Genomic DNA, 24628 nt, shown 5'->3' on the forward strand with positions numbered 1-24628 from the left:
CGCAAGCCGCCAGTCCGCCGCACTGCCATGATCCGCGCCCAGCTCGAGCTGATCTTCATCGCCATCGCGTTCTTCAGCCGCCTGCCGGTGCCGGGCTGGGTGGACTTCGCGCCGGACAAGCTGGGGCGGGCGGCGCGCTACCTGCCGCTGGTTGGCTGGCTGGTCGGCCTGATCGGCGCGGCGACCTACTGGTTGGCGGCACAGCTGCTGCCGGTGGACCTGGCGGTGGTGCTGGCGATGGCGGCGACCATCCGCGCCACCGGCGCTTTCCACGAGGACGGCTGGGCCGACACCTGCGACGGCCTCGGCGGCGGGTGGACCAAGGAGCAGGCGCTGGCGATCATGAAGGACTCGCGGATCGGCAGCTACGGTGCCATCGGGCTGGTGCTGCTGCTGCTCGCCAAATACCTGGCCCTCGCCGACCTGGGCGCCGATGACGACTACCCGGTGGTCGCCGCGCTGCTGGTGGCCCATCCGCTGTCGCGCCTCGCCGCGGTGAGCGTGATGGCGGTGCTCGACTACGCACGCAGCGACGACAGCGCCAAGTCGGCACCGGTGGCGCGCCGCCCGAGCGCCACCGAGCTGGGCATCGCGACGCTGGCCGGGGTCGTGCCCTTGTTGCTGCTAACGCCGCTGGAGGCCTTGGCGGCGCTGCTCGTCACCGCTGTGGTGGCGATCGCCGCGGCGCGCAAGTTTGCCCGCCGGCTCGGCGGTTATACCGGCGACTGCCTGGGGGCTACCCAGCAACTGGCCGAAATCGCCATCTACCTGGGGATGCTCGCCGCGTGGAGCTTTACCTGATCCGCCATCCCCGGCCCGCCGTGGCGCCGGGGATCTGTTACGGCCAGACCGACCTGGGGCTGGCCGAGTCTGCCGCCGACGTGGCGGCGCGCCTGCGCCCGCTGTTGCCGGCCGACTTTGCGCTGTACGCCAGTCCGCTGACCCGCGCCCGCCTGCTGGCCGAAGCGCTCGGTACGCCGCGGCTGGAACCGCGCCTCAAGGAAATCCACTTCGGCGAATGGGAAGGGCGCAGCTATGACGACATCGGCCGTGCCGCCCTCGATGCGTGGGCCGACGTGCCGCTGGACTTCGCGCCACCGGGCGGCGAGTCGCCGCGCCAGATGGCGGCCCGCGTTCACGATTTCCTCGCCGAGCTGCAGGCCGCGCCGCCGGCCGCCGCGGTTGTAGTTGCCCACGGTGGCCCACTGCGCGCGCTGGCCGGCCATCTGCTCAAGCTGCCGGCGGAACACTGGCTTGGCCTCGATTTCGCCTGCGGCGAAGTGACTCGCCTGGACCTCCACGACTGGGGCACGCTGCTGCGCTGGTTCAACCGCTGAGCGGACGGCTGGCTGGGGCACAATCGGGGTTGTGTCCATAGCCCGTGTTCCACTGATGAACTTCATTGCCTGCACCCTCGCCGAGCACGGCGATGCGATCCTGGCCATCTTCAACGAGGCCATCGCCACTTCCACCGCCCTTTACGACTACCAGCCGCGCACCCGCGACAGCATGACCGCATGGTTCGCCGCCAAGGCGGCCGGCAACTATCCGGTGATCGGTGCGGTGGACGAGGCCGGCACGCTGCAGGGCTTTGCCAGCTACGGCCCGTTCCGTGCCTTTCCGGCCTACAAGTACACCGTCGAGCATTCCGTCTATGTGCACCACGACCACCGCGGCCAGGGGCTCGGGCGGGCCTTGCTGAAGCGTCTGGTGGAGGCGGCCACGGCGCAGGACTATCACCTGCTGGTGGGTGTCATCGACATGGCCAACGCCGGTAGCATCGCGCTGCACGAGCAGCTTGGCTTCGTGCATGAGGGCACGCTGAAGGAGGTTGGTTTCAAGTTCGGGCGCTGGCTTGACGTGGGCTTCTACCGGCGTCGTCTGGAAACCCCGCTGCAGCCGGTGGACGGTTGATCATCCATCATATTTGTCCGCTAAACTCAGCCATCCCCATTTCAGTCAGGCCCATGGACCACTTCCTTGCCGACGACGGCGAAAAGCTGCACCTGAAGATCTCCGGCGACGGTCCGCCGCTGGTGCTGCTGCATGGCTGGACGTCCACCCACCGGGACTGGAATCCCTTCCTCCAAGCCTTCGAGGCCCGCTTCCGCGTGTATCGCTGGGACGCCCGCGGCCATGGCGGGCATGGACTGCGGACCGACACCGTGCCGACCGTCGCGCGCATGGCCCGCGATCTGCAGAACCTGCTCGACCACTACCGCCTCGATCAGGTGGTGGCGGTCGGCCACTCGATGGGCGCGCTGACCCTGTGGCAATACCTGCGCGATTTCGGTGCCGGCCGCCTGTCGCGGCTGGTCTTCATCGACCAGTCGCCGCGCCTCATCACCGACGACGACTGGAAGAGCGGCATCTATGGGGATTTCGACGCCAGCCGCAACGCTGCCTTCATCGGTGAGTTGCAGCGGGACTTCGCCGAGGCGGTACTGCGCCTTGCAGCCGATGGCCACAACGAGCGGGCCCGCGCCAAGTACGCCGAAAACGGCAGTGGCATCCAGACCGCCCGCCAGCGCCTGCAGGCCCTCGAACCCGGGCCGCTGATCGAGTGCTGGCGCAGCCTGACCGCCGCCGACTACCGGGACGTGCTGCAGGCCATCCCGGTGCCGGCGCTGCTGGTCTACGGCGGAGCGAGCAACTTCTACTCCACGGGTACTGCGCATTTCGTGCAACAGCGCATCCCGGACGCGCTGCTGCACATCTACGAGGGTGTCGATCACGCGCCCCATCTGTGGGAACGGGAGCGTTTCGTGGAAGACGTGCTGGGTTTCGTCGCCGGGCCATCGCAACCCGGCCCCGAGTCGGGCCGGCGTTAGACTATTTTTGGATTACCTCTTCATCCACATGGGACCAGGGGTGGGGAGGCACGGAGCAAAGGGGGACTGGATGGGCGGACTGGACGGCGCCGGCGTGCGGCGCATATTGCTGCGCATTGGGGTTGTAGTAGTGGCCGCCCTGTGGATTGCCGAGGACATGGGCTGGATCCATGTGGCTGAATCAGGCATCCCCCTGGATGCGGACTTACCGTCGCCGGTCCCCACCGCCATGGGGCTGACGGTGCAGAGCGTGATGGTCGGTCATGGCACATCGGCAGGGATTGCCATGCTTTCCGACAACGGCCAACCGCCGGAAATGGTTTCGGAAGGTCAGGCCTACCACGATGATCTGCGCATCGAGCGGGTGCTCGCCGATCGGGTGATCCTGCGGCAGCGGGACAACAACGCGCCCATCGTGCTGGCGGTGGTGCCGCCGCGGCCGATGGGCGATGTCGTGCCGCCTCCCGTCACTCCGATGGCCCCGATTGGTTCCACGCCCACGGTAGAGCCACCGACCGGGGCTGCCGCCGCCGCGCCCGGACGCTGACGCGCTTCCGCCAGCGACGGGGGCGATCTTGCAGGGGCTGGCCGTGCACCGCACAATGGACCGTTATTGTTCGTGGCCCGCCCATGCCCGCCGATTCACCGAACCCGCCCGCGCCGCTGGTCGCCTGCCATGAGTGCGACCTGCTGCAGCACGACGTGCCCATCGCCCCTGGCGAGACGGCCCGCTGCGTGCGCTGTGGCGCCGAGCTGGCGCGCAACCCACCGGACAGCCTGGACCGTACGCTGGCCTACACGCTGACGGCGGCTATCCTGTATGTGCTGGCCAATGCCTTTCCGTTGATCGGCCTTGAGCTGCAGGGGCGCTACGCCGAGGTGACGCTGTTCGCCGCGGTACGCAACCTGTGGCACATCGGCATGCAGCCGGTGTCGGCGCTGGTCTTCGTCACCGCGCAGCTGTTCCCGCTGCTCGAAATGCTGATGATCCTGCTGGTCCTGGTGCCGCTGCGCCTCGGCCGCCGCTCGCCGCGCCTGGTCGCCTTCTTCCGCCTGGTGCTGTCGGTGCGGCCGTGGGGCATGATGGAAGTCTTCCTGCTCGGCATGTTGGTGTCGCTGGTCAAGCTGGCCCACTCGGGCTCGGTGATCCTCGGCACGGCCTTCTGGGCCACCGCGGCGCTGATCCTGATCCTCACGCTGGCCGGGCGGGCTTTCGACCGCCGCGTGTTGTGGCGGATGAGCCATCCGGAGGGCGCATGAAGCTCGCGCTCACCGCCCGCCAGGCCGGTTTGCTGAGCTGCCATGTGTGCGGCCAGCTGGCGCAGGCGCCGTTGGACGCGAACCAGCGGTCGCGCTGCCCGCGCTGCGCGGCGCCGCTGCACCAGCGCAAGCCGGCCAGCATCAACACGACCTGGGCGCTGCTCGTCGCCGCGGCGCTGCTCTATCTGCCGGCCAACCTGCTGCCGATCATGGTCACCTCGTCGCCGGTCAACCACCAGGTGGACACCATCATGAGCGGGGTGATCTTCCTGTGGCGGGACGGGCAGTGGCCGCTGGCGCTGGTGGTGTTCTTCGCCAGCGTGGTGGTGCCGCTGCTGAAGATCCTGGCGCTGGTGTACCTCACCGCGTCCGTGCAAATGCGTTCCCGCCACCGCGTGATGCAGCGTGCCCGCCTGTACCGGGTGGTCGAATTCGTCGGGCGCTGGTCGATGCTGGACATCTACGTCATCACGCTGCTGGTGGCGCTGGTACAGTTCCGGGGTTTGGCCACCGTCGATGCCGGCCCGGCCGCGGTGGCCTTCGGCGCGGTGATCGTGCTGACGATGTTTGCCGCGCTGACATTCGATCCGCGCCTGATCTGGGACCCCCTCACCGATTCCGAAACTGCCGACCATGACTGACCCGCTGCCGCCCTCCCTGCCGACCGCCGTCGTGGAGCGTCCGCGCCGTTTCCGCGTTCCGCTGGTGTGGATCATCCCGCTGGTGGCGGCGCTGATCGGCCTGTTCCTGGCGGTGCGCGGCTACTACGAGCAGGGGCCGGTGATCACCATCCAGTTCGATACCGGTGCCGGCCTGGAGCCGGGCAAGACGCGCATCAAGTACCGTGACGTGGATGTCGGCCAGATCACCGCGGTGGCCCTCGCCGAGGACGGCAGCCACGTGATCGCCACCGCCCAGCTGGCCCGCCAGGCGTCCCGCCTGCTGGTGGACGACACGCGCTTCTGGGTGGTCAGCGCGCGGGTCTCCGGCGGCTCCATCTCGGGCCTCGACACGCTGCTGGCGGGTGCCCACGTGGGCATGGACGTGGGCAAGTCGGTCGAGCCGCGGCGCGAGTTCGTCGCATTGCGGGAGGCACCGGTGGTCAGTTTCGACGTGCCCGGCCGCAGTTTCAGCCTGGAGGCGGACAACCTGGGCTCGATCGGCGTCGGCACGCCGGTGTTCTACCGGCGCATCCAGGCTGGCCAGGTTACAGGCTACAAGCTCGACGAGCAGGGCAAGCACCTGGACATTCAGGTCTTCGTGCAGGCGCCCTACGACCGTTTCGTCACCACCAACTCCCGCTTCTGGAACGCCAGCGGTGTGGATGTGAAGCTCAGTGCCGAAGGCGTACAGGTCAATACCGAATCGGCTACGTCGATCCTCACCGGCGGGCTGGCCTTCCAGACGCCGGAGGGCGACGCCGACGAGCCGGCGCCGAAGGGCCACGTGTTCCGCCTGTTCCGCAACCGGGACGAGGCGCTCAAGCAGCCCAACGTCAACGCCCACACCTATCTGCTGCGTTTCCACGAATCGGTGCGTGGCCTGTCGGTCGGCGCGGCGGTGGATTTCCGCGGCATCCAGGTCGGCGAGGTGACGGCGATCCATCCGGCTTTCCACGCCCGCGGCGCCGATCTCGAACTGCTCGTCGAAGTGGCGATCTTCCCCAACCGCCTGCAGGCGCGCAACGAGCAAGGCAAAACGCCATACGCCGGCAAGGACTTCCGGGACAAGGATTTCCGCGCCTTCATCGACCGCCTGATCGCCAGCGGCATGCGCGCCCAGCTGCGCAACGGCAACCTGGTGACCGGCCAGCTCTACGTGGCGCTGGATTTCTTCTCCGCCGCCGGGTCTGGTCGTGCCGACTGGACGCAGAATCCCCCCCAGTTACCGACCCAGCGGGGCAGTCTTGAAGAGTTGCAGACCACCTTGCTGCGTGTGGTGGAGCGTATCGACAAGCTGCCGTTGGACGCCATCGGCAAGGACACCCAGAAGGCGATCGCCAGCCTCGGCCGCACCCTCGACGAGGTCGAAGCGCTGGTCAAGCGCCTCGACGGCCTGGCCAATGGCGACGTGCGCGACACCATCATCGAGGCCCGTGGCGCCATCGCCGACACCCGCAGGTTGTTGAGCAGCGACGCGCCGCTGCAGCAGGACCTGCGCGCCAGCCTGCAGGAGCTGTCGCGCGCTGCCCAGGCCCTGCGCCATCTGGCCGACAGCCTCGACCGTCACCCCGAAGCGCTGTTGCGCGGCAAACCCGAGGACAAGCCATGAAACCCGTGCTGGCCAGCCTGGCCCTTCTGCTGGCGGCCTGCGGCACCACGCCGCCGATCCAGTTCTTCAGCCTCGGCCCGCAGGCCGTGGCGGACAGCGCCCCTGCCGTGGCGGGGCCGAGCCTGGTGGTCGGCCCGGTTGGCGTGCCGGCGGCCATCGACCGCCTGCACATGGTGCGCCTGGTGGACGGCGTGCGCGTCGAGGTGGCCGACGGGCACCGCTGGGCTGCCCCGCTGAAAACCGAGATGGCCCGCCGCATCGCCTCCGATATTGCCCGGCTGCGTGGCTACGGGCGGGTCGTCGCGTGGCCGCAGGCGACGCTGGTCGAGCCGGACCTGAGCCTGCCGATCGACGTGCAGCGTTTCGATGCCGAAGGCTTCGAGCGGGTCACGCTGGAGGCGGTGTGGACGCTGCGCAAGGGTGGCAAGGACCTGGCCAGCCGGCGCTTCGTCGGCAGCGAGCAGGTGGCGGCGCCGACCTACGCGGCGCTCGCCGCGGCTCACGGCCGGCTGATCGATGCGCTGGCCAGGGACATCGCCACGGCGCTGCCCTGACGGCTCGCAACCGCCGGCGTTCGCCGATCACTTTTGCGCTTCGTGTGACTGGACGAGGCGTACCGCCGATCAGGTCTCGACCTTCTTGCGTGGGCTCTTGCGCGGCCCGGCCGGCGGGCGCTTGATGCGTCCGAGGCGGCGGCGGATCTCGTCGGAATCCATCCACAGATCGCTGCCCTGCAGGATGTGGCCGATGTCGGCGGCGCTCAGGAAAGGCGTGCACAGCCGCGTGGTGACCTTCTCGAACCAGTTGCCGAGGGCATGTACCTCGGCCATCTGCTCGCTGCCCTTGCCGGCGAAACTGCTCGAGTAGGTGTGGAACATCAGCTGGCAGTTGTCGTGGACGATCAGCTCGTCGCCGGACAGGAAGATGAAGGCCGCCATCGAGTAGGCCCGCGCCTCCAGCACGGTGATCACGTGGGCTTCCGAGGCCAGCATGTTGTTGATGATCTGCAGGCCGGTGTTGAAGTCTCCGCCCGGCGAGTTGATATGCAGGTAGATCAGGTCGGTCTCGGCGGCGGTGCGCAGGGTGTAGAACAGCTCGGTATAGAACTGGGGTTCCTGGATCTCGCCGCACAGGTAATAGGACACCTGGTGGATCGGTACGTGTCGCTCGTAACGCACCAGTCCACCGAAGGGCTCGAGTTCTTCTTCCGGTGGTGGTGCGGCGTGGTTGCGGCTCGGTGTGGCGTGCAGCATGGCCTCGTCCTCCGTGTGGGAAGCATATGGGTGGAGTATGCGATTGCGGCTCGTCGCCGACAACCGCCGGGATGTCGTGGTGTAGTCCTGCGGCCAAAATGGCCGGCGGCCGACCGGCATCCGGTCCTTGATGCGATAATTCCGCCTTTACGTCTTTCCGGTGTCCGCCTGCGGACACCTGCCCGTGTATGCATTTCTCCCTGCCGGATTTTTCTGCCTGTCGCGTGCTCGTCTGCGGCGACGTGATGCTCGACCGCTATTGGCATGGTGCAACCGCCCGTATTTCGCCGGAAGCGCCGGTGCCGGTGGTGCAGGTGCGCAATGACGAGGCGCGGGCCGGCGGGGCCGGCAACGTGGCCCTCAACGCGGCGTCACTGGGGGCGCAGGCACGTGTCGTCGGCCTGATCGGCGACGACGAGGCCGGTCGGCTGCTGGAGTCCGGGCTGGTCGAGCGCGGTGTGCACTGTGCTTTCGAACGCCTGAGCGACGCACCGACGATCACCAAGCTGCGTGTGATCTCCCGTCATCAGCAACTGATCCGTCTGGATTTCGAGGAGCGCTTCGACGACCGTCAGGCCGCACTGGTCGGTGTCGCCTTGGCCGCACAGCTCGAGCAGGCCGATGTGCTGGTGCTGTCCGACTACGCCAAGGGCACCCTGTCCGACGTGGCGGCACTGATCGCCGCGGCCCGGGCGCGGGGCGTTCCGGTGGTGGTGGACCCGAAGGGCACCGACTTCTCGCGTTACCGCGGCGCCACCATCGTCAAGCCCAACCTGGCGGAATTCGAGGCGGTGGTCGGCCCCTGTCCGGACGAGGCCACCCTGATCGCCCGCGGCGAAGCCCTGCGCGACGAACTGGGCCTCGAAGCGCTGCTGGTGACCCGTGGCGAGCAGGGGGTGACGCTGCTGCAGAAGGGGCAGCCGGCCCATCACCAGCCCACGCGGGCGCAGGAAGTGTTCGATGTGACCGGTGCTGGCGATACGGTGTCGGCGGTGCTGGGCTGTGGCATCGCCGCCGGCCTCGCCCTGCGCGATGCGACGGTGCTGGCCAATCTGGCCGCTGGTGTGGTGGTCGGCAAACTGGGCACGGCCACCGCTAGCATCGACGAGCTGTACGAGGCGATGAACGCCCATGCACCGTTGGCCCGTGGCCTGCTGGCGGCCGACAATGTGCTGGGCACCTGTCAGCGTGCCCAGGCTGCCGGCGAGCGGATCGCCGTGGTGCTGGGGCCTGTCGGGGTACCAGGGGCGGACATGCTGGCCCAGCTGGAAATCGCCGGCAAGGGCGTGGACCGTCTGCTGGTCATCGAGCCGGCCACCGCCGCGGCCGGTGCAGCGGCGGTTCTGGCCGCCCTGCGTCCGGTGGACTGGGTCGTGCGTGCCGATGACGCAACCCGCAACGATCTGCTGGTTGCGCTGCGCCCCGACATGCTTTTCGGTCGCCCGACGGCCCTCGCTACGCTGACCGACGAAACCCGCGCCGCCGCGGCCGATGTGCGCTCTCTGGCCCTGCCGGACTGAGGCCCCGCCATGGTGATGGACATTTCCACGCGCTCGGGGCGCGTGCGCGCCTGGTTCGACATGCATCTGGTGGACCACGGGATGATCCGTGCCGTCTACAACAACTTCTACCACCTCGGCGGCGGTATGTATCGCTGCAGCCAGCCCAGCCCGGCCCAGCTCGCCAAGTACCAACAGAAATACGGTATCCGCAGTGTCGTGAACCTGCGGGGCCCCCACGGCTACGGTTCCTATGCGCTGGAGAAGGAGGCCTGCGACCAGCTCGGCCTGGCGCTCCACGACGTCAAGCTGTATTCCCGCACTGCGCCGGAAGTGGAAGAGATACATGCGATTGACGAGTTGTTCAAGAGCATGGAATTTCCGGCGCTGATGCACTGCAAGTCGGGTGCCGACCGGGCCGGGCTCGGCTCGGCGCTGTACCGCATCCTGCACCTGGGGCATCGGGTCGAGGACGCGCTGGCCGAGCTCCACTGGCGCTACGGCCATTTCAAGGGAGCCAAGACCGGTATCCTGGATTTCTTCCTGGCCAGCTATGTGGCACGCAATGCGCGCAGCCCGATCGGCTTCCTGGAATGGGTGGATACCGAATACGACCGCGATGCGCTGGAGGCCAGTTTCCACGAGGAGGGCTGGTCCAGCCTCATCGTGGACAAGGTATTGCACCGGGAATAGACTCGCCGCCGCGTCTGCGAGGGCGGAGATACCGAACATTTGATTACAGCTTGCTGGCCAATCCAGACGATTGCCCTACGGTGCTTTGCACCGTCCCATGGGATGCTGGTCAGGCTTCCGAAAGGGCCGGTGAGTAAAACTGCTGCCGGCGTCGCCGTTTGGCCGGGTAATTGGCTGTGACGGCATAACATCAACCTGCATCGCTATGGCTGGCCATGGATGCCAGCGCAGCCGGTGCTGCAGCGGAAATCTCCTAAAGACATGGAATTACAGGTGCGTGGGGCGGATCCGAAGACCGCGGTGCTGATCCGCCACGTTGGCATTGGTGACCTGGTCTGGCATCTGCCCTATATCCGCGCCATTGCGGCGGCAAGCCGCAACGGTAAGGTGTCGGTGATCGCGGCGCCGTCCACCCGGGCGAAGGACATCCTCGCCGCCGAGGACTGTATCGACGATGTAATCCTTTATGATCGCAGGCCGCGTCGCACCGAGGGGCGCAAGGGGAGTCACCGGGGGTTTGCCGGCCTGCGCCGCTTTGCGCGGGAACTCGAGGTTTACCAGTTCGAACGGATCTTCCTGTTCTCCCGACGCTATCATCATGCGATTCTCGCCTGGCTGGCCAAGATTCCGACGCGCATCGGTTTCGGGACCAATCTCCGTCAGCGTCTGTTCCTCAACCATCCGCCCTTCATTCCCAAGTATCAGGGGCCCGGCGTCGGCATCTATGAAGAGGCCACCGCGCTGGTGATCGCCCACGGCATCGTGCCGTCTGCCGTCGTACCGCGCATGAAGGTGCCGGCGGCGGAACTGGCTTTCGGGCAGGATTTCATCGCTGCCCTGCCACGGCCGACCGTCTGCTTTGCCATCGGCACTTCGGAGAAGCACAAGCACTGGGGGGACGAGCGTTACGGCGCACTGGCGGCGGAACTCATCGCGCGGGGCTACGGGGTGGTCCTGCTGGGCGGGCCGAGCGAGGAGGAAAACGCCCGCCGCATCGTGGCGGGCGTTCCCGAGGCGCAGCGCGCGGGGATCCAGCCGTTCACCCGCGGCACCATCATGCAGACGGCCGGCATCTTGTGTGCGGCGGATGGCTGCATCGGTAACGATACCGGTGTGCTCAACATGGCGGCAGCCACCGGCAAGCCGGCCATCTGTCTGCTCGGCAAGCGGCCCCTGCTGCTGCACGATCCGGCGATCCGCTGCCTCGACCATGTACCCTTGAACCAGCTCGAAGTGAAGGATGCCGTGGCTGCAGTGACGTCCGGCATATCCCTGCGCCGCTGATTGTGATGACATGCGTGGCCGGCGAGCGCCGTCCGCACAATTGATGACAAAAACGTGTTTGACCCTGCGCGATTCAATGCGCAAGCTTCGGCCCATGTGCAGTTTACGCCCGCTCAGGGTAACGGACCTGCGCTGGACTCCGGGCCACTAGACGAATGAACGATTCCTTCCAGCTCTATCGCCGCCTGCTCGGTTCGATCCGGCCCTATTCGCGGGTGGTTGCCCTGTCCATCCTGGCGATGATCGCCGCTGCGTCCCTGGAGCCCGTGCTGCCGAGCCTGCTCAAGCCGCTGGTGGACGAGAGCCTGATCAAGAAGAACCAGGTTGCCCAGTGGCAAGTGCCCTTGTTCCTGATGCTCGCCTTCCTCGCCAAGGGCGTGGCCGAATATGTGGCCAGCGTGTCCAGCCAGTGGATCGCCAACCAGGCCATCACCGACCTGCGCCAGCAGGTCTTCCGCCATCAGATGCACCTGCCGATCCCGGTGCATCAGGCCGAGACCGGCGGGCGCATGCTGTCGCGCATCCTCTACGACATCCCGCAGGTCGGCGCTGCGCTGTCCAACGCGTGGATCATCGTCGTCCGCGATACCCTGATCATCATCGGCCTGACCGGTTACCTGATCTACACTGCCTGGGAGCTGACGTTGGTGATCGTCGCCATTGCGCCGATCGTGGCCTGGCTGATCCGCATCGCCAGCCGCAAGCTGCGCGGTTCCAACCAGGAGATGCAGGAAACCACCGGGCGCATGACCGGGATGGTTGAGGAGACCCTCGGCGGCGTGCGCGAGATCAAGCTGTTCGGCACCCACGAGCACGAGGACCGGCGCTTCGCCGAGGTGTCCGAAAAGCTGCGCAAGCAGACCATGCGCACCGTGCGGGTGTCGTCCGCCAATGTGCCGCTGGTACAGGTGCTGGCGGCAGCGGCGGTGGCCACGGTGATCTGGACCGCATCCTCCCTGTCGGCCCAGGACAAGCTGAGCCCGGGCGAATTCGTGGCCTTTGTCACTGCGATGTCGATGCTCTTCGAGCCGATCCGCCGCCTGACCAACATCAACGCGACGATCCAGCGCGGCCTGGCCGGCGCCCAGAGCATTTTCGAGCTGCTCGACACGCCGCCGGAAGTGGACAGCGCTAGCGGTACGCTGCCGCGGGCCGTCGGTGAACTGCGCTTCGACGACGTGAGCTTCGCCTATCCGGGCCAGACTGAGTCCGCCCTGCGGCACTTCAGCCTGGATGTGCATCCGGGCCAGACGGTGGCCCTGGTCGGCGCTTCCGGCAGCGGCAAGACCACGTTGATCAATCTGATCGCCCGTTTCTACGAGCCTACTGCCGGCCGTGTCCTGCTCGACGGTGCGCCGCTCGACCGCCTGCCGCTGGCCCACCTGCGCGCCCAGCTCGGCTGGGTCGGCCAGCAGGTCGTGCTGTTCGACGACAGCATTGCCGCCAACATCGCTTACGGCCGCCCCGATGTGCCAGAGGCCGCCATCCTCGCCGCGGCTCGCGCCGCCCATGCGATGGAGTTCATCGACAAGCTGCCGGATGGCCTCGCCACCCGTGTCGGCGCCAACGGCAGCCAACTGTCCGGCGGCCAGCGCCAGCGTATCGCGATCGCCCGCGCCTTCCTGCGCGATGCGCCGATCCTGCTGCTTGACGAAGCCACGTCGGCCCTGGACAACGAATCGGAACGGGCGGTGAAGGACGCGCTGGTCGAACTGCGCCGCAACCGCACCGTGATCGTCATTGCCCACCGCCTGTCCACCATCCGCGACGCCGACCGCATCGTCGTGATGGAGTGCGGGTGCATCGTCGAAGCCGGCACCCATGACGAACTGGTAGCCCGCGGTGAGGCCTATGCCCGCCTGCTGGCCAGCGGCGAGCAGGTGACGGCGGACGCTGCCTGATACGATGACGAGCCGGGTTGCCCTCTACTTCGTTGCATCGCCTCTGCAATACCTGGCGGCGCGGCGCATCGCCGAGATCCATGAGGCCGGCGCGCGTCAGGTGCTGGTCTGGTACAAGCCGGGCATGACGCCCGTGGTGCGGATCGACGACTGGGATGCGGCGAGCTACATGCCGTGGCCGCGTCGCGAACCCCTACCCGGCCCCTTTGGCCGCCTGCGCAGGTTGCGCGCCAACATCCGCCTGGTGGCCGGGCTGGTTGGCCGCTGCGAAAGCTTGCACATCCACAGTGCGGTGTTCGACACCGAGGCGATCAATTACTTCCTGCGCGCGCTGCCCAGGCTGTGTGGCTGCACGGAGATGAAGGCGCGCATCCTGCCGGACGGCATCATCAGCATCCGCCGCTACCCGCTCGCCGGGCTCCGGCGCCTGTTCCAGCACGTCCGCAAGCTGCGCCGTCTGGTGGCTCCCGAGCTGGATTACTGGTGCTTTGCGGGGGATCGTATCGGTTCCGATGCCGGATTCTGCGACCGTATCTACGTGCTTCCTGGCTTGCCCCACGAATATCCGGCAGACAAGACCGTCGTGCTGCCGCCGCTCGTCACGCCGTCCATCGATGGGACGTCGGCAGGAGAAGGGCCGCGTCGCGCGCTGGTGATCGGTCAGCCCCTGGTCGGGGCTGGCTTGATGAAGCCCGCCGACCGGGACGCGGTGAGCGCCGAGATCCATGCCTGGCTGGCCGCAGAAGGTATCCGGCAGATCTTCTACAAAGGCCATCCGAAGGATCCATCGCTGGAGCTCAACGACCCGGACTATGCTGTGGTGACCCTTGATGAGCCCCTCGAAATGCATCTGGCCTGCAATGTCTACGATGCTGTGCTCGGTGTGCGTTCTACAGCATTGCTGTTTGCGCGCCAGACCTGCCCCGCCGAAACCCGCGTGATCGCCTTCGGTTGGGACCGGGTCCGGTTCAAGTCTGACGCCGAACGGCGCGACATGCAGGCCGCCTTCGCGGTCTGCGGGGTCGAGCTGCGATGACGGCAGCGCCGCTGGCCGCACTGCGTTCCCGCATCCCGCGCATCAACGAGGCGCTGTTTGCCGCCAGCTTCTTCTTCCTGCCCGGCCATGTGGCGCCGGTCTATACGCTGAGCGCGGTGATGCTGCTGCTGTCCGTGCTCGAAGGGCGTTTCCGCGAGAAATGGGCGCTGCTGCGCTGCGACAGCCTGTTCTGGATCTTCCAGGCCTTCTTCTGGCTGTTTCCGCTGGCCCTGCTGTGGACCGAGGATATGGCCGAGGGGCGGCGCATGGTCGGGCGCTACACCTTCTTCCTGCTGTCCCCGCTGTACCTGACCATCGCCCGCCGGGAGCTGCTGGCGCGCTGCATCGCCGCTTTTCTGGCCGGTTGCCTGCTGGCCGAGGGCCTGGCCTACTACAACTGGCTGCAGATGCACGTCTTCCCGGCCTGGCCGGCCGGTCTGCGGGTCGCCAAGGACCCTGCGGACACGGCGCCCTTCGTCGACCACATCCTGTACGCGCCTATTCTGGCCTGGGCTGCTTACCTCGCCGCACGGGGCAGTCTGTCGGGTCCGCTGGTGCGGCGCCTGGGGTATGCGCTGCTGACGGTGCTGAGCGCCGGCAACCTGCTGTTTTCCGGTGGCCGCGCGGGGCAATTGGTGTTCCTGGTGTTGCTGGCAGTGCTGATCTTCCAGCGCTTCGCGCGGCGGCCGCTGCTCGCCGGCCTGCTGTCAGCCGCGCTGGTGTCAGCACTGCTGGCCGGCGCCTATGTCGGCAACGACTATTTCCGTAGCCGGGTGGACATGGCCGTGGATGAGATCACTCACTACGAGGACTCGGTGAATACCTCGGCCGCCCTGCGCCTGACCTTCCTGATGAACTCGGCGCGCCTGTTCGCCGAGCATCCTTTGGTTGGTGTCGGCAGTGGCGACTACACGCGGGAATACGCCAAGCTCCACGAACGCTATTCTGCAGGCTGGCTGACCACCGACAATCCTCACAATCAGTACCTCTTCGTGCTCACTACTACCGGCCTGCTCGGTGGTGCCGTCCTCTTCGCTGTGTACTTCCCACCGCTGCTGTGGCGTGGCCGGTGCGACGACGTGGCGCCGCTGCGTACTGCGCTGGTGGTCTTCATCTGCACCAGCAGCCTGTTCGAGGACTACCTGTGGCGCTCCAACACCTCGCTGCTGTTCGTGCTCTTCGCGGTGCTGCTGCTCGGCGCACGCAGCCGGGATATGCAGTCGTCGGCGCGGCGATGAAGATCTTCGTCCTCAACCTGGAGCGTGCGGTCGAGCGCCGTGCGCTGATGCAGCGGCGCCTGGCCGAGCTGGGGCTGGAAGCCGAATTCCTGCCGGCGGTGGAGGGCGCCCGCATCGATCGGCGCTGCCTGCCGGCAGGCAGCGAGCCGCGCCTGACGCCCGGCGAGTTGGGCTGCTACCTGTCCCACCAGCGCTGCTGGGAGATCGTCGTCAAACGGGAACTCCCCCATGCTGTATTGCTGGAAGACGACGTGGTGCTGAGCCCCGAGCTACCACGGGTGCTTGAAGAAATCGCCGGTCTCGATCTGCCTTACGATCTGGTCCGCCTGTCTTCCCTCGGCCCGGTGCGCGGCATTCCGGTGGCCAGCCTGAAGGAAGGCCGGCAGTTGATTCTGCCCAACAAGAACCCGAGTGGGACCCAGGGCTACCTCGTCAGCCGGGAAGGCGCGCGCCGTCTGCTCGCCCGCTTGGTTGTGCCGAAGCGGCCTATCGACGACGAACTCGATTTGTACTGGAAACATGGTCTGTGCATCCCGGTGGTCTCCCCTTGTGTGGTGGAGGAAGATCAAGCTCTCACCAGCATGATCGGGGTGCGCTCCGACTGTTCTCACCGCAGGAACCTGGCCCGCCATCTGGGGCGGGTGATCGAGGCGAAGCGCCGCAAGCTCGCCGTCTTCCTGCTGGCCCGCCGGCTCCGCCAGGCAACCCACTGACGACGATGACGACCCCCACCGATGAAATCCTGCAGGATCGGCCGGACGTGCCCTTCCTGGTGTGTGCCTTCTACACCGATACCTATGCGGCGGAAGCAGCCCAGCTGCGCGCATCCCTGGAGCGGACCGGCACCCCGTATTTCCTCAAGCGTTGCCCGAGCCGCGGCTACTGGGAGGCCAATACGCGCATCAAGCCGGAGTTCCTGCGCGACTGCCTTCAGCGCTTCGCCGGGCGGGACGTTGTTTATCTGGACGCCGACTCGGTAGTGCGCTCCCCGCTGCGCCTGTTCTTCGATTTCGATGCCGATCTGGGTGTCTTCGTGGCGCCCGGCGACGGCGGCTTTTCCCATCGCTATCTGACCGGCACGCTCTACCTGCGCAATGCACCGCCGACGCGGGCCTTCGTGGATGACTGGATCGCCGCCCAGGACGGCATGCTGCTCGGTGTGGACCAGGACAGCTTCACCGCCGCCATCGAGCGCCACCCGGAGTTGCGCATCGGGCCGCTGCCGGAGAGCTATGTGAAGATCTTCGACCGTGGCACGGAAACGCCGGTGGTCGAGCATTTCCAGGCCAGCCGGCGCCATGTCAAGCTGCAGCGTGCCCTCAAGAAAGTCCGTAACGTCGTGATCGGCGCTGCGCTGCTCGGTGGCCTGGCCTGGCTGGTGGCACGCTGGTTCTAGCGCGGTACGGCAGCAAGGCTTCGCGCCGGTGGTGCGATCCTCTGGCATCATGCGCTCCCATCTGCGACACCGGACAAGCCGATGAGCCGTATTCAGATCCTGATGTATCACCGGGTGGGGCATTTCCCGCAGCGCATGCCCAGTCATCGCGCGCAGATCTGCCATCTCCCGCGTTTCAAGGCGCAGATGGCCATGCTGCGTCACTGCGGCTACTCGGTGGTCAGTCTGGACGATGCGGCAGCGGGTCTGCGCGGTGAGCAATCCCTGCCGCCCAGGCCGGTGGTGCTGACCTTCGATGACGCCTATGTGGATTTCCTCGAACAGGCCGCGCCGGTGCTGCAGGCTCACGGCTATCCGGCGACGGTTTATGCCGTGGCCGGCCTGCTCGGCAAGACGTCTGAATGGGTTACGCCGGAAGGCCTGGTTCCGGCACCGCTGATGAGTGCCGCCCAACTGCGCGAGATCCAGGCCATGGGCTTCACGGTCGGCTCCCATACGGTCAGCCACCCGCGCCTCGCCCAGGTGGACACGCCGCGCGTCATCGAGGAAGTGACGGCCAGCAAGCGCATGCTGGAGGATGTGCTTGGCGTGCCGGTGAAGCATTTCTGCTATCCCTACGGCAGCCATGACCTGCGTGCCGTAGAAGCCGCCGCCGAAGCCGGTTACGTGACCGGTACGACCTGCCAGCGCGGCCCGGCCACCGAGGCTGACGATCTGTTGAGCCTGCCCCGCAAGGCCGTGTCCCAAGGGCGGACCGCCCTGGGCTTGTTCTGGATGATGTTTGCGAAGAACCGCACGCGCGGGCAGGCGATACGGCGTCCCGTCTAGGGCTGCGGCTAGCGGCCGCCGAATGCCCGCCGCAGGCCGATCCGGCAATACAGCTTGAGGGCGTCCAGCTTTTGCTTGGGGCTGCCCAAGCGGGCCCGCGCGGCGAGAATTTTCTTGGCCGACCGGTAATGGCCGGCGCGGATCAATCCCTTGGCCGCCTGCCGACCCATGCTGGACAGCAGGATCTCGTCCCCGACCAGCTGCAGGAAGGCGAGGGCCTCTTGGTCCGTCAAGGCCTGTCCGATGTGGCCGAGGCCGTGGAAACCGAAGGTCGGTCCGCTCGGCGGGATCTTCTCGAACGCAAAGCGCGAGGCCAGCTCCAGCGGGGCGAAGGCGATGCCGTAGCGGCTGACCAGCAGGTCATGGTAGAGATTGCCGATGGAGTCGTCTTCCGGGTGCAGCCGGACGATCTCGGGGTCGTGCAGCGCATCGACGAGCTTGCGCGAGCGCAGGGAGAAACCGCCGTTGCCCACCTGATGTTTGATATGCGGCCAGGTGCCGGGCCACGGTGCGCCGATATAGTCGTAGTCGAGGAAGGCGGGATCCCACGCACCGGTGTTGAGGATGAAGCCGTCCCATTGCATCACCAGTACATGGCTGCCGGTGAAGTGCGGCGACAACTCCTTGAGCATGAAAGCCGAGTAATCTGCGACGCTGCGCAGCGGCCGGACGGCGTGGACGGTGATGCGCGGATCGTCGCAGCGGAAATCCGCATGCGTCAGCAGCACGGCCTCATGGAAACGGGCGCCCGTCATGCAGCGCTGCATCACCTTGACGGCCAGTTCCGGATTGCGGGTGTCGAGGCACAGCAGGCTGATCGAGGAGAGATCCAGCATGGTTCGGTAGCCGGTGCGATGCGGCCATGTCGATGTATCAGCCGGGTATTTTATACTGCGGCGCACAATGCCCTCCATGGAACGCAGGCGCCGCTTACCGGCGTGGGGTGTTTTGCGGCAGAATGCGCGACGTCAACTTGGCCCGATATCAGGCTGTTGGGTGCCTTTTCGCAGCCGTTTCCCATCCTGTCCATCGCATCGTCACGCACTTGTCGCATCTGATTTGTTCCGCACGGGGTCTTAACCACAGCCTTGCTCCGTTGGTGGCGGGAAAGGAATAAGGTCGCCCGTGAAACGCATCCTCATCATCCGCAGTTCCGCCATTGGCGACGTGGTGTTTGCCTCCGCGTTGCCGGCAGCGATCCGCCGCACGCACCCGGACGCCCACATCGCCTGGCTGGTCGAGCCGGGCATTCACGAACTGCTGCTCAGCGATCCGAACATCGACGAGGTCATCACCTGGTCGAAGGGCGAATGGGTCAAGCTGTGGAAGGAAGGCCGCCGCCTCGAGCTGTGGCGGCGCGTGCGCCAGCTGCGGCGCGAGTTGCACGCGCGCCGCTTCGATACCGCGCTGGATCTGCAGGGCCTGCTGAAGAGCGGCTTCGTCACCTGGCTGTCGGGGGCGCCGCGGCGCGTCGGCCTCGGCTCCAAGGAAGGCAGCCAGCTGCTGATGAGCGAGGTGATCCCGCGCGGCGGCGAACAGGCGCGCATCGGTTCCGAATACCAGTACCTGGCCCAGCAGCTGGGCCTCGACGCCGGCGCCTTTCTGCCGACGCTTACCGTCGATCCGGCTGCCGAAGCCGGCGTGCTCGGCAAGCTCGCCGAGCACGGCCTGGCGCCTGGCCGCTACGCGGTGTTCGCGCCGTTCACGACACGGCCGCAGAAGCACTGGTTCGAGGACGCCTGGCAGGCGCTGGCGCCGCAGCTGATCGCCGCCACCGGGCTGATCCCGGTGATCCTCGGCGGTCCGGCCGACGTCGCAGCGGCGGCACGCATCGCGGCGGCCGACCCGCGCATCGTCAACCTGGTCGGCCGCACGCGCCTGCCGGAGGCGGTGGCCGCCATCGCCCACGCGGCGCTACTGATCGGCGTGGATACCGGCCTGACCCACATGGGCACCGCGCTGGCCCGTCCGACGGTGGCGATCTTCGGTTCCACGCGTCCCTACCTGAACACTGGCCGCCCCACCGGCAGCGTCATCTGGCTCGGCCTCGAATGTTCGCCCTGTCGGCGCCGGCCGACCTGCGGCAGCAAATTCACCTGTCTGCGCGACATCACGCCGGCCATGGTCCTCGAACAGGCCCAAGCCATGCTGGCCGTCCAGACCCAAGAAACAAGACCATGAAGATTCTGCATGTGGAAGCGGGCAAGCACCTTTACGGGGGGGCCCGCCAGGTCCAGTACATTACCGAGGGCCTCGCCGCCCGCGGCATCGAGACGCTACTGGCCTGCCCGGCCGGCAGCGACATCGCCCATCGTCATCCGGCCGGCACACGTCTGCTGGAGATGCGGATGGGGGGCGACGGCGATGCCGGCCTGACCTTCCGTTTGGCGCGGGTCATTCGCGCCGAGAAGCCCGATCTTGTCCATCTGCATAGCCGCCGTGGTGCCGATACCTGGGGAGCCCTGGCGGCCCGGATGGCCGGCGTGCCCTGCGTGCTGTCACGCCGCGTGGATAACCCTGAGTCCCGGCTGGCTGTCGCTTGCAAGTACCGTCTTTATGATCATGTGATCACCATCTCGGAAGGTATCCGTGACGTGCTGCTGTCCGAAGGCCTCGCGCCGGAGAGAGTCAGCTGCGTGCGCAGCGCGGTGGATCCGGCGCCCTTCCTGGTACCGGTGGATCCGGAGGCCTTCCGTGCGGAGTTCCGTCTGCCGCAGGACGCGCTGGTGATCGGTGTGGTGGCCCAGATGATCCCGCGCAAGGGCCACCGTTACCTGTTCGCGGCACTGCCGGAGCTGGTCGAGCACTACCCCGAGCTGCAGGTGCTGGTCTTCGGCCAGGGGCCGCTGGAGGCCGAGCTGCGCGCCGACGTGGCGGCCCGCGGCCTCGGCGGCACGGTGCATTTCGCCGGCTTCCGCCACGACCTGGCCCACTGGGTCGGCGGCCTCGACCTGCTCGTTCATCCGGCCGAGATGGAAGGCCTCGGCGTGTCCCTGCTGCAGGCCGCGGCGGCCGGCGTGCCGGTCATCACCAGTCGCGCCGGTGGTCTGCCGGAAGCGGTGCAGGACGGGGTGACCGGCATCCTGTGTCCGCCGGGCGACGTGCCGGCGCTGGCCGCCGCCATCGAACGCCTGGTCACCGATCCGGTCTTGCGCACCCACTACGGCGAAGCCGGACGGGCACGCATCCTGGCCGAGTTTTCCATCGACGGCATGGTCGAGGGCAACTTGGCCATTTATCGCAAGGTGCTCGGTCAGTGAAGATCGTCACCGTCCTGCGCAGCCTCAAGAGCGGCGGCGCCGAGCGCCACGCGCTGCAACTCATGCGCGGCCTGCGCGAGCGCGGCCACGAAGCTTTTTACGCCGGGCCGATGGCCGGCTGGCTCGGCCAGCAATTGCGCGCTGACGGCTTCGACGGCATCGACCTGCCGCTGGTCGGCATCTACGATCTACCCTCCACCGTGCGTCTGGCGCTGTACGCCCGCCGCATCGGCGCCGACCTGATCCACGGCCACCTGACCCGCGGCGCCTGGTACGCCGGCCTGGCGGCCAGGCTGGCGCGCCTGCCCAACGTGGCCACCGCCCATTCGGACAATGCCGGCAAGCACTTCGGCCGCGCCGACCGCATCATCGCGGTGTCCCAGGCGGTGGCGGATTTCCTGGCGCGTACCGGCTACGATCCGGCGCGCATCCGCATGGTCCACCACGGCATCGCCGACCTCGCCGCCAGCCTGCCGGCCGATGTGCGCGCGGTGACGCGGCGCGAGCTCGGCGTGGCCGACGACGAACCCTGCCTGCTGATGGCGGCGCGCATCGTCTCCGCCAAGGGCCACGACACTGCGCTGGCCGCGCTGGCGCGCCTCCGCGAACGGCGCTGGACGTTGCTGCTGGCCGGCGACCACCATGGCGACCTCGGCCCGCAGGTGCAGGCCCAGGCGCGGGAACTCGGCCTGGAGGGGCGGATCCGTTTTCTTGGCCATCGCGAAGATGTGCCGGCCCTGCTGGCAGCGTCCGATCTGCTGCTGGCGCCGTCGCGCCGGGAAGCCCTGTCGCTGACGCTGCTGGAGGCTTCCGCCTGCAGCCTGCCCATCGTGGCCAGTCAGGTGGGCGGCATCGGCGAGGTGGTGGAGGAGGGTGGCAGCGGCCATCTGGTGCCGCCCGACGATCCCGTCGCGCTGGCTGCCGCCATCGACGACCTGCTCGGCGATCCGAACCGTCGCGCGGCCTTCGGCGCCCGCGCGCGGCAGATCTTCGAGGGCGGCTTTACGGAGGACGCGATGTTCGAGCGCACGATTGCCGTCTATCGTGAGGCCTGCAAACGATGACGCGGGTGCAGATACTGATGTACCACCGGGTCGGCGACTTCCCCGGGCGGGTCAAGGCCCACGGCGCGCTGTACTGCCACCTGCCGCGCTTCCGGGCGCAGATGACGCTGTTCAAGCTGCTCGGCCATTCGGTGATCAGCCTCGACGACGCGGTGGCCGGCCTGCGCGGTGAGCAGCCCCTGCCGCCGCGGCCGCTGGTGCTGACCTTCGACGACGCCTACGTGGACTTCCTGACCCACGCCGCGCCGGTGCTCAAGGAGCATGGCTACCCGGCGACGGTGTATGCGGTGAGCGGACTGATCGGCCAGACTTCGCGCTGGGATGCCGGCAAGGGGCCGGAGCCGGCGCCGTTGATGAATGCCGCCCAGCTGCGAGAGGTGCAGGATCTCGGCTTCACCATCGGCTCCCATTCCCGCAGCCACCTGCGCCTTGCCGAACAGGGCACGGAACGGATTGCCGATGAAATGAACTCCAGCAAGGCCGCCCTGGAAGACCTCCTCGGCCGGCGCGTGGCCCACTTCTGCTACCCCTATGGCAGCCACGACCTGCGCTGCGTCGAGGCCGCCGCCGCTGCCGGCTACCTCAGCGGCACCACCTGCGAACGGGCTGCCGCGACGCCGGAGGACGATCTGCTGAGCCTGCCGCGCAAGGCCGTGTCGCGCGGCGACGACGTCTTCGGCGTGGCCTGGAAGCTGCTCGCCAAGAACATCCCCAAGCACCCGCCGATCCGCCGCTCGAACCGTTAGGCTATTCGTCGGTCCGCCGGAAGGCCCACCAGGCGGCGCCGACGGTGAAGCTGGCGATGATCGCGACGACGATCCAGAAGCCTTCCGGATGGTCGGCCAGCGGAATGCCGCCGACGTTCATGCCGAGCAGGCCGGCGATCATGTTGATCGGCAGCGCCAGCACGGTGACCATGGTCAACACATAGACGCTGCGGTTGGTTTCCTCTGTGACCTGCGCGGCGACTTCTTCCTGCAACAGCTTGATGCGTTCCTGCAGCGCACTCATGTCGGCCAGCACCGCCGAGAATTCTTCGGTCGAATGGCGCAGGTCCTGCAGATCGTCATCGGCGATCCAGAGTGGTGGTTGGTTGAGCAGGCGGAACAAGGCGCCCGGCTCCGGCGCCAGCAGGCGGCGCAGGCGCACCAGTACGCGACGCAGGGAGCCCAGCCGGGCGCGACTGCGTTGCCCGCGCTCGGCGAGCATGGTGTCTTCCACGTCGTCCACCTGGTCGGTGGCGGTACGCACGATCTGCACCAGCACGTCGGCCTGATCGCGCAGCAGGTGGGTCAGCATCGCCACCGTGGAGTCGAAGGTCTCGCCCTGGCGCACTGCTTCGCGCAGGCGGTCGATGGTGCGCAGCGGCTGCAGGCGGGCGCTGATCACCGTGCGCTCGTCCAGGTACAGCCACAGGGTGGCGAGCTGCGACGGCTCGAAGTCGAACTCGTAGAGCACGTCGTTCACCACCGCGATCAGCGCGTCGTGGGCGTACTCGATGCGTGTCGAGCGGGATCCCTCATGGAGCGCGTCGAAAAAGGCATCGACCTCGCCCAGGTGCTCGCGCAGCCAGCGTTCGGTGGCAGCGTTGGCGAGATTGAAATGCAGCCACGCAAAGGCCCCGTCATGGGCGGGTTCGGCCCCACTCAGCCAGCGGGAGGCCCGCGTCGTGTCGAGGGCTTCCCCGGCGAAGCCGGGACGGAACAGGAAACCGGAGATCAGCCCCGAGCGGTCGGAGCCATAGGAGGCGTCGTTGGGCAGCACGGCGGGTAGGCAGAAGGACCAGCCGGCGAGCCTAGCCGACGAATGTCACGCCGCTGTGACAGGCGGCTGTCGTCAGCCTTTCGTGTGCGCTGCCAGTTCGGCCATCACCTGGCGGGCGACGTCGCGGCCGTCGAACAGGCCGGCCCGCCGCAGCAGCAGCTGGCGCTCGTGCCAGATCAATGCCAGCCGGCGCTTCATGGTGATGACCCGCAGGGCCGGGCGCTTGGGCAGGCTGTCCCACGGCAGCGCCAGCCCCAGGCGGGCCTGGTCGGCGGCGAACTTGCGCTGGTCCTTCAGCATCGACGGGTAGACGGCGACCTGCGGCTTGTCGGCGCACAGCAGCGCGAACACATGGCTGGGCCCGGTATCGCCGCCGACGAAGAGGTCGGCCGCCAGCATCTCGGCCAGCATGCGCTCGAAGCCGCCGATGAACTGGGCCGAAGCGGGGTTGAGGAGGACCACCTCACCGCCGAGCCGGCGCAGTTCGTCGCACAGCGCGTCGGCGTCCTTGCGGCGCCAGCGCCGGGCCATGTTGTAGGGCGCGTCGTCGAGCACGTGGACCAGGATCCGCGGCTTGCCGCCGGGCGTCGCCGCCGCAAGCTCCCGCGCCTGGGCCGCGATGTCCGCCGGCAGCATCTCGAAGCGGCCGGCTCGCGGATTGGCGGCGAAGGCATTGGTCACCGTCAGCCACAGGTTGCCCATGTCCCATCGAGGCAGCGCGGCGGCGGCGATCCGGGCCTCGCTCCAGTCTACGAAGGTCTCGCCGAAATAGCGCGGTAGCGGGAAATCCCGGGACAGCACCGGGTGGCGGTCGATCAGCGCGAAGCGCTCGCCGGTCGTGCGATGGCGCTGCTGGGCCATCCAGGCGCAGGCCATGCGGTCGCCGAGGCGCATCGTGCTGCAATCGATGACGGCGGTGACCCGGGCGTCTTCTTCCGGTGAGTGCTGGCTGGGAGGGGGCGTCTGCATGCCGCTGCTGTCCTTCTCGTCGACGCTGTTGCCCGGCATGGGCACCAGCGGAAAATGGCGCGAAAGTGTAACAGCCCAGGC

The 24628-nt window shown here is 67.6% G+C and carries 26 protein-coding genes; 22 read left to right on the forward strand and 4 right to left on the reverse strand.

The window, feature by feature from the left end; translation table 11 throughout:
- Positions 1 to 30: 30 nt before the first annotated feature.
- The 9 genes from AC1PQG_RS24725 (at position 31) to AC1PQG_RS24765 (ending at position 6916) form a co-directional block, all read left to right on the forward strand.
- On the forward strand, positions 31 to 801 hold the full coding sequence (locus tag AC1PQG_RS24725) for an adenosylcobinamide-GDP ribazoletransferase (protein WP_481123060.1): 771 nt from the start codon (positions 31 to 33) through the stop codon (positions 799 to 801).
- Positions 786 to 1337: an alpha-ribazole phosphatase family protein gene (gene cobC, locus AC1PQG_RS24730; RefSeq protein ID WP_481120373.1), complete on the forward strand. Its 552-nt coding sequence runs from the start codon at positions 786 to 788 to the stop codon at positions 1335 to 1337. Before AC1PQG_RS24725 ends, cobC begins: the two co-directional genes overlap by 16 nt.
- Before the next feature lie 55 nt (positions 1338 to 1392).
- On the forward strand, positions 1393 to 1914 hold the full coding sequence (locus tag AC1PQG_RS24735; RefSeq protein WP_481120374.1) for an N-acetyltransferase family protein: 522 nt from the start codon (positions 1393 to 1395) through the stop codon (positions 1912 to 1914).
- Between the two features lie 53 nt (positions 1915 to 1967).
- Positions 1968 to 2831: an alpha/beta fold hydrolase gene (locus AC1PQG_RS24740; RefSeq protein WP_481120375.1), complete on the forward strand. Its 864-nt coding sequence runs from the start codon at positions 1968 to 1970 to the stop codon at positions 2829 to 2831.
- Positions 2832 to 2901: 70 nt separating this feature from the next.
- Positions 2902 to 3378 (forward strand): hypothetical protein, encoded by a 477-nt coding sequence (locus tag AC1PQG_RS24745; protein ID WP_481120376.1) that lies wholly within the window; start codon positions 2902 to 2904, stop codon positions 3376 to 3378.
- A gap of 83 nt (positions 3379 to 3461) precedes the next feature.
- The gene (locus AC1PQG_RS24750; RefSeq protein ID WP_481120377.1) at positions 3462 to 4091 is read left to right on the forward strand and encodes a paraquat-inducible protein A; all 630 of its coding nucleotides are present in this window, start codon (positions 3462 to 3464) and stop codon (positions 4089 to 4091) included.
- Complete coding sequence (locus tag AC1PQG_RS24755; protein WP_481120378.1) at positions 4088 to 4732, forward strand: paraquat-inducible protein A; 645 nt, start codon at positions 4088 to 4090, stop codon at positions 4730 to 4732. The genes AC1PQG_RS24750 and AC1PQG_RS24755 overlap by 4 nt, the downstream gene beginning before the upstream one ends.
- A complete protein-coding gene (locus AC1PQG_RS24760; RefSeq protein ID WP_481120379.1) occupies positions 4725 to 6362 on the forward strand; it encodes a PqiB family protein in 1638 nt (545 codons plus the stop codon). The genes AC1PQG_RS24755 and AC1PQG_RS24760 overlap by 8 nt, the downstream gene beginning before the upstream one ends.
- Positions 6359 to 6916 (forward strand): PqiC family protein, encoded by a 558-nt coding sequence (locus AC1PQG_RS24765; protein ID WP_481120380.1) that lies wholly within the window; start codon positions 6359 to 6361, stop codon positions 6914 to 6916. The genes AC1PQG_RS24760 and AC1PQG_RS24765 overlap by 4 nt, the downstream gene beginning before the upstream one ends.
- 69 nt (positions 6917 to 6985) lie before the next feature.
- Here the strand turns inward: AC1PQG_RS24765 and AC1PQG_RS24770 are convergent, their stop codons facing one another.
- The gene (locus tag AC1PQG_RS24770; protein ID WP_481120381.1) at positions 6986 to 7615 is read right to left on the reverse strand and encodes a Clp protease ClpP; all 630 of its coding nucleotides are present in this window, start codon (positions 7613 to 7615) and stop codon (positions 6986 to 6988) included.
- Between the two features lie 188 nt (positions 7616 to 7803).
- On the opposite strand from AC1PQG_RS24770, the gene rfaE1 reads away from it, so the two are divergent.
- From rfaE1 to AC1PQG_RS24815, 9 genes are all read left to right on the forward strand, one after another.
- Positions 7804 to 9135 (forward strand): D-glycero-beta-D-manno-heptose-7-phosphate kinase, encoded by a 1332-nt coding sequence (rfaE1, locus tag AC1PQG_RS24775; RefSeq protein WP_481120382.1) that lies wholly within the window; start codon positions 7804 to 7806, stop codon positions 9133 to 9135.
- 9 nt (positions 9136 to 9144) lie between these two features.
- On the forward strand, positions 9145 to 9807 hold the full coding sequence (locus tag AC1PQG_RS24780) for a tyrosine-protein phosphatase (protein ID WP_481120383.1): 663 nt from the start codon (positions 9145 to 9147) through the stop codon (positions 9805 to 9807).
- 261 nt (positions 9808 to 10068) lie between these two features.
- Positions 10069 to 11091: a glycosyltransferase family 9 protein gene (locus AC1PQG_RS24785; RefSeq protein ID WP_481120384.1), complete on the forward strand. Its 1023-nt coding sequence runs from the start codon at positions 10069 to 10071 to the stop codon at positions 11089 to 11091.
- A gap of 155 nt (positions 11092 to 11246) precedes the next feature.
- Positions 11247 to 12992 (forward strand): lipid A export permease/ATP-binding protein MsbA, encoded by a 1746-nt coding sequence (gene msbA / locus AC1PQG_RS24790; protein ID WP_481120385.1) that lies wholly within the window; start codon positions 11247 to 11249, stop codon positions 12990 to 12992.
- A 4-nt stretch (positions 12993 to 12996) separates the two neighbouring features.
- On the forward strand, positions 12997 to 14028 hold the full coding sequence (locus AC1PQG_RS24795; RefSeq protein WP_481120386.1) for a polysialyltransferase family glycosyltransferase: 1032 nt from the start codon (positions 12997 to 12999) through the stop codon (positions 14026 to 14028).
- The gene (locus tag AC1PQG_RS24800) at positions 14025 to 15266 is read left to right on the forward strand and encodes an O-antigen ligase family protein (RefSeq protein ID WP_481120387.1); all 1242 of its coding nucleotides are present in this window, start codon (positions 14025 to 14027) and stop codon (positions 15264 to 15266) included. The genes AC1PQG_RS24795 and AC1PQG_RS24800 overlap by 4 nt, the downstream gene beginning before the upstream one ends.
- Positions 15263 to 15979: a glycosyltransferase family 25 protein gene (locus tag AC1PQG_RS24805; RefSeq protein ID WP_481120388.1), complete on the forward strand. Its 717-nt coding sequence runs from the start codon at positions 15263 to 15265 to the stop codon at positions 15977 to 15979. The genes AC1PQG_RS24800 and AC1PQG_RS24805 overlap by 4 nt, the downstream gene beginning before the upstream one ends.
- Positions 15980 to 15984: 5 nt before the next feature.
- A complete protein-coding gene (locus AC1PQG_RS24810) occupies positions 15985 to 16662 on the forward strand; it encodes a glycosyltransferase family protein (protein ID WP_481120389.1) in 678 nt (225 codons plus the stop codon).
- 81 nt (positions 16663 to 16743) lie between these two features.
- Positions 16744 to 17490, forward strand: a complete 747-nt coding sequence (locus AC1PQG_RS24815; RefSeq protein ID WP_481120390.1) for a polysaccharide deacetylase family protein — start codon at positions 16744 to 16746, stop codon at positions 17488 to 17490.
- 8 nt (positions 17491 to 17498) lie between these two features.
- On the opposite strand, the gene AC1PQG_RS24820 is transcribed toward AC1PQG_RS24815, so the two are convergent.
- Complete coding sequence (locus AC1PQG_RS24820; protein ID WP_481120391.1) at positions 17499 to 18326, reverse strand: DUF5672 family protein; 828 nt, start codon at positions 18324 to 18326, stop codon at positions 17499 to 17501.
- 289 nt (positions 18327 to 18615) lie between these two features.
- Here AC1PQG_RS24820 and waaF point away from each other — a divergent pair, with 289 nt between their 5' ends.
- The 4 genes from waaF to AC1PQG_RS24840 are packed head-to-tail and all read left to right on the forward strand — an operon-like array spanning position 18616 to position 22560.
- Entirely contained in the window at positions 18616 to 19671 is a 1056-nt protein-coding gene (gene waaF, locus AC1PQG_RS24825) for a lipopolysaccharide heptosyltransferase II (protein ID WP_481120392.1), read from the forward strand.
- Positions 19668 to 20750 (forward strand): glycosyltransferase, encoded by a 1083-nt coding sequence (locus AC1PQG_RS24830; RefSeq protein WP_481120393.1) that lies wholly within the window; start codon positions 19668 to 19670, stop codon positions 20748 to 20750. The genes waaF and AC1PQG_RS24830 overlap by 4 nt, the downstream gene beginning before the upstream one ends.
- Positions 20747 to 21814 (forward strand): glycosyltransferase, encoded by a 1068-nt coding sequence (locus AC1PQG_RS24835; protein WP_481120394.1) that lies wholly within the window; start codon positions 20747 to 20749, stop codon positions 21812 to 21814. Before AC1PQG_RS24830 ends, AC1PQG_RS24835 begins: the two co-directional genes overlap by 4 nt.
- A 5-nt stretch (positions 21815 to 21819) precedes the next feature.
- On the forward strand, positions 21820 to 22560 hold the full coding sequence (locus tag AC1PQG_RS24840) for a polysaccharide deacetylase family protein (RefSeq protein ID WP_481120395.1): 741 nt from the start codon (positions 21820 to 21822) through the stop codon (positions 22558 to 22560).
- Position 22561: 1 nt separating this feature from the next.
- Here the strand turns inward: AC1PQG_RS24840 and AC1PQG_RS24845 are convergent, their stop codons facing one another.
- Both AC1PQG_RS24845 and AC1PQG_RS24850 read right to left on the reverse strand, forming a co-directional pair.
- Entirely contained in the window at positions 22562 to 23578 is a 1017-nt protein-coding gene (locus AC1PQG_RS24845; RefSeq protein ID WP_481120396.1) for a transporter, read from the reverse strand.
- A 72-nt stretch (positions 23579 to 23650) separates the two neighbouring features.
- The gene (locus AC1PQG_RS24850; RefSeq protein WP_481120397.1) at positions 23651 to 24586 is read right to left on the reverse strand and encodes a glycosyltransferase family 9 protein; all 936 of its coding nucleotides are present in this window, start codon (positions 24584 to 24586) and stop codon (positions 23651 to 23653) included.
- Positions 24587 to 24628 lie beyond the last annotated feature (42 nt).

The organism is Zoogloea sp. GDB6 (assembly GCF_056724105.1).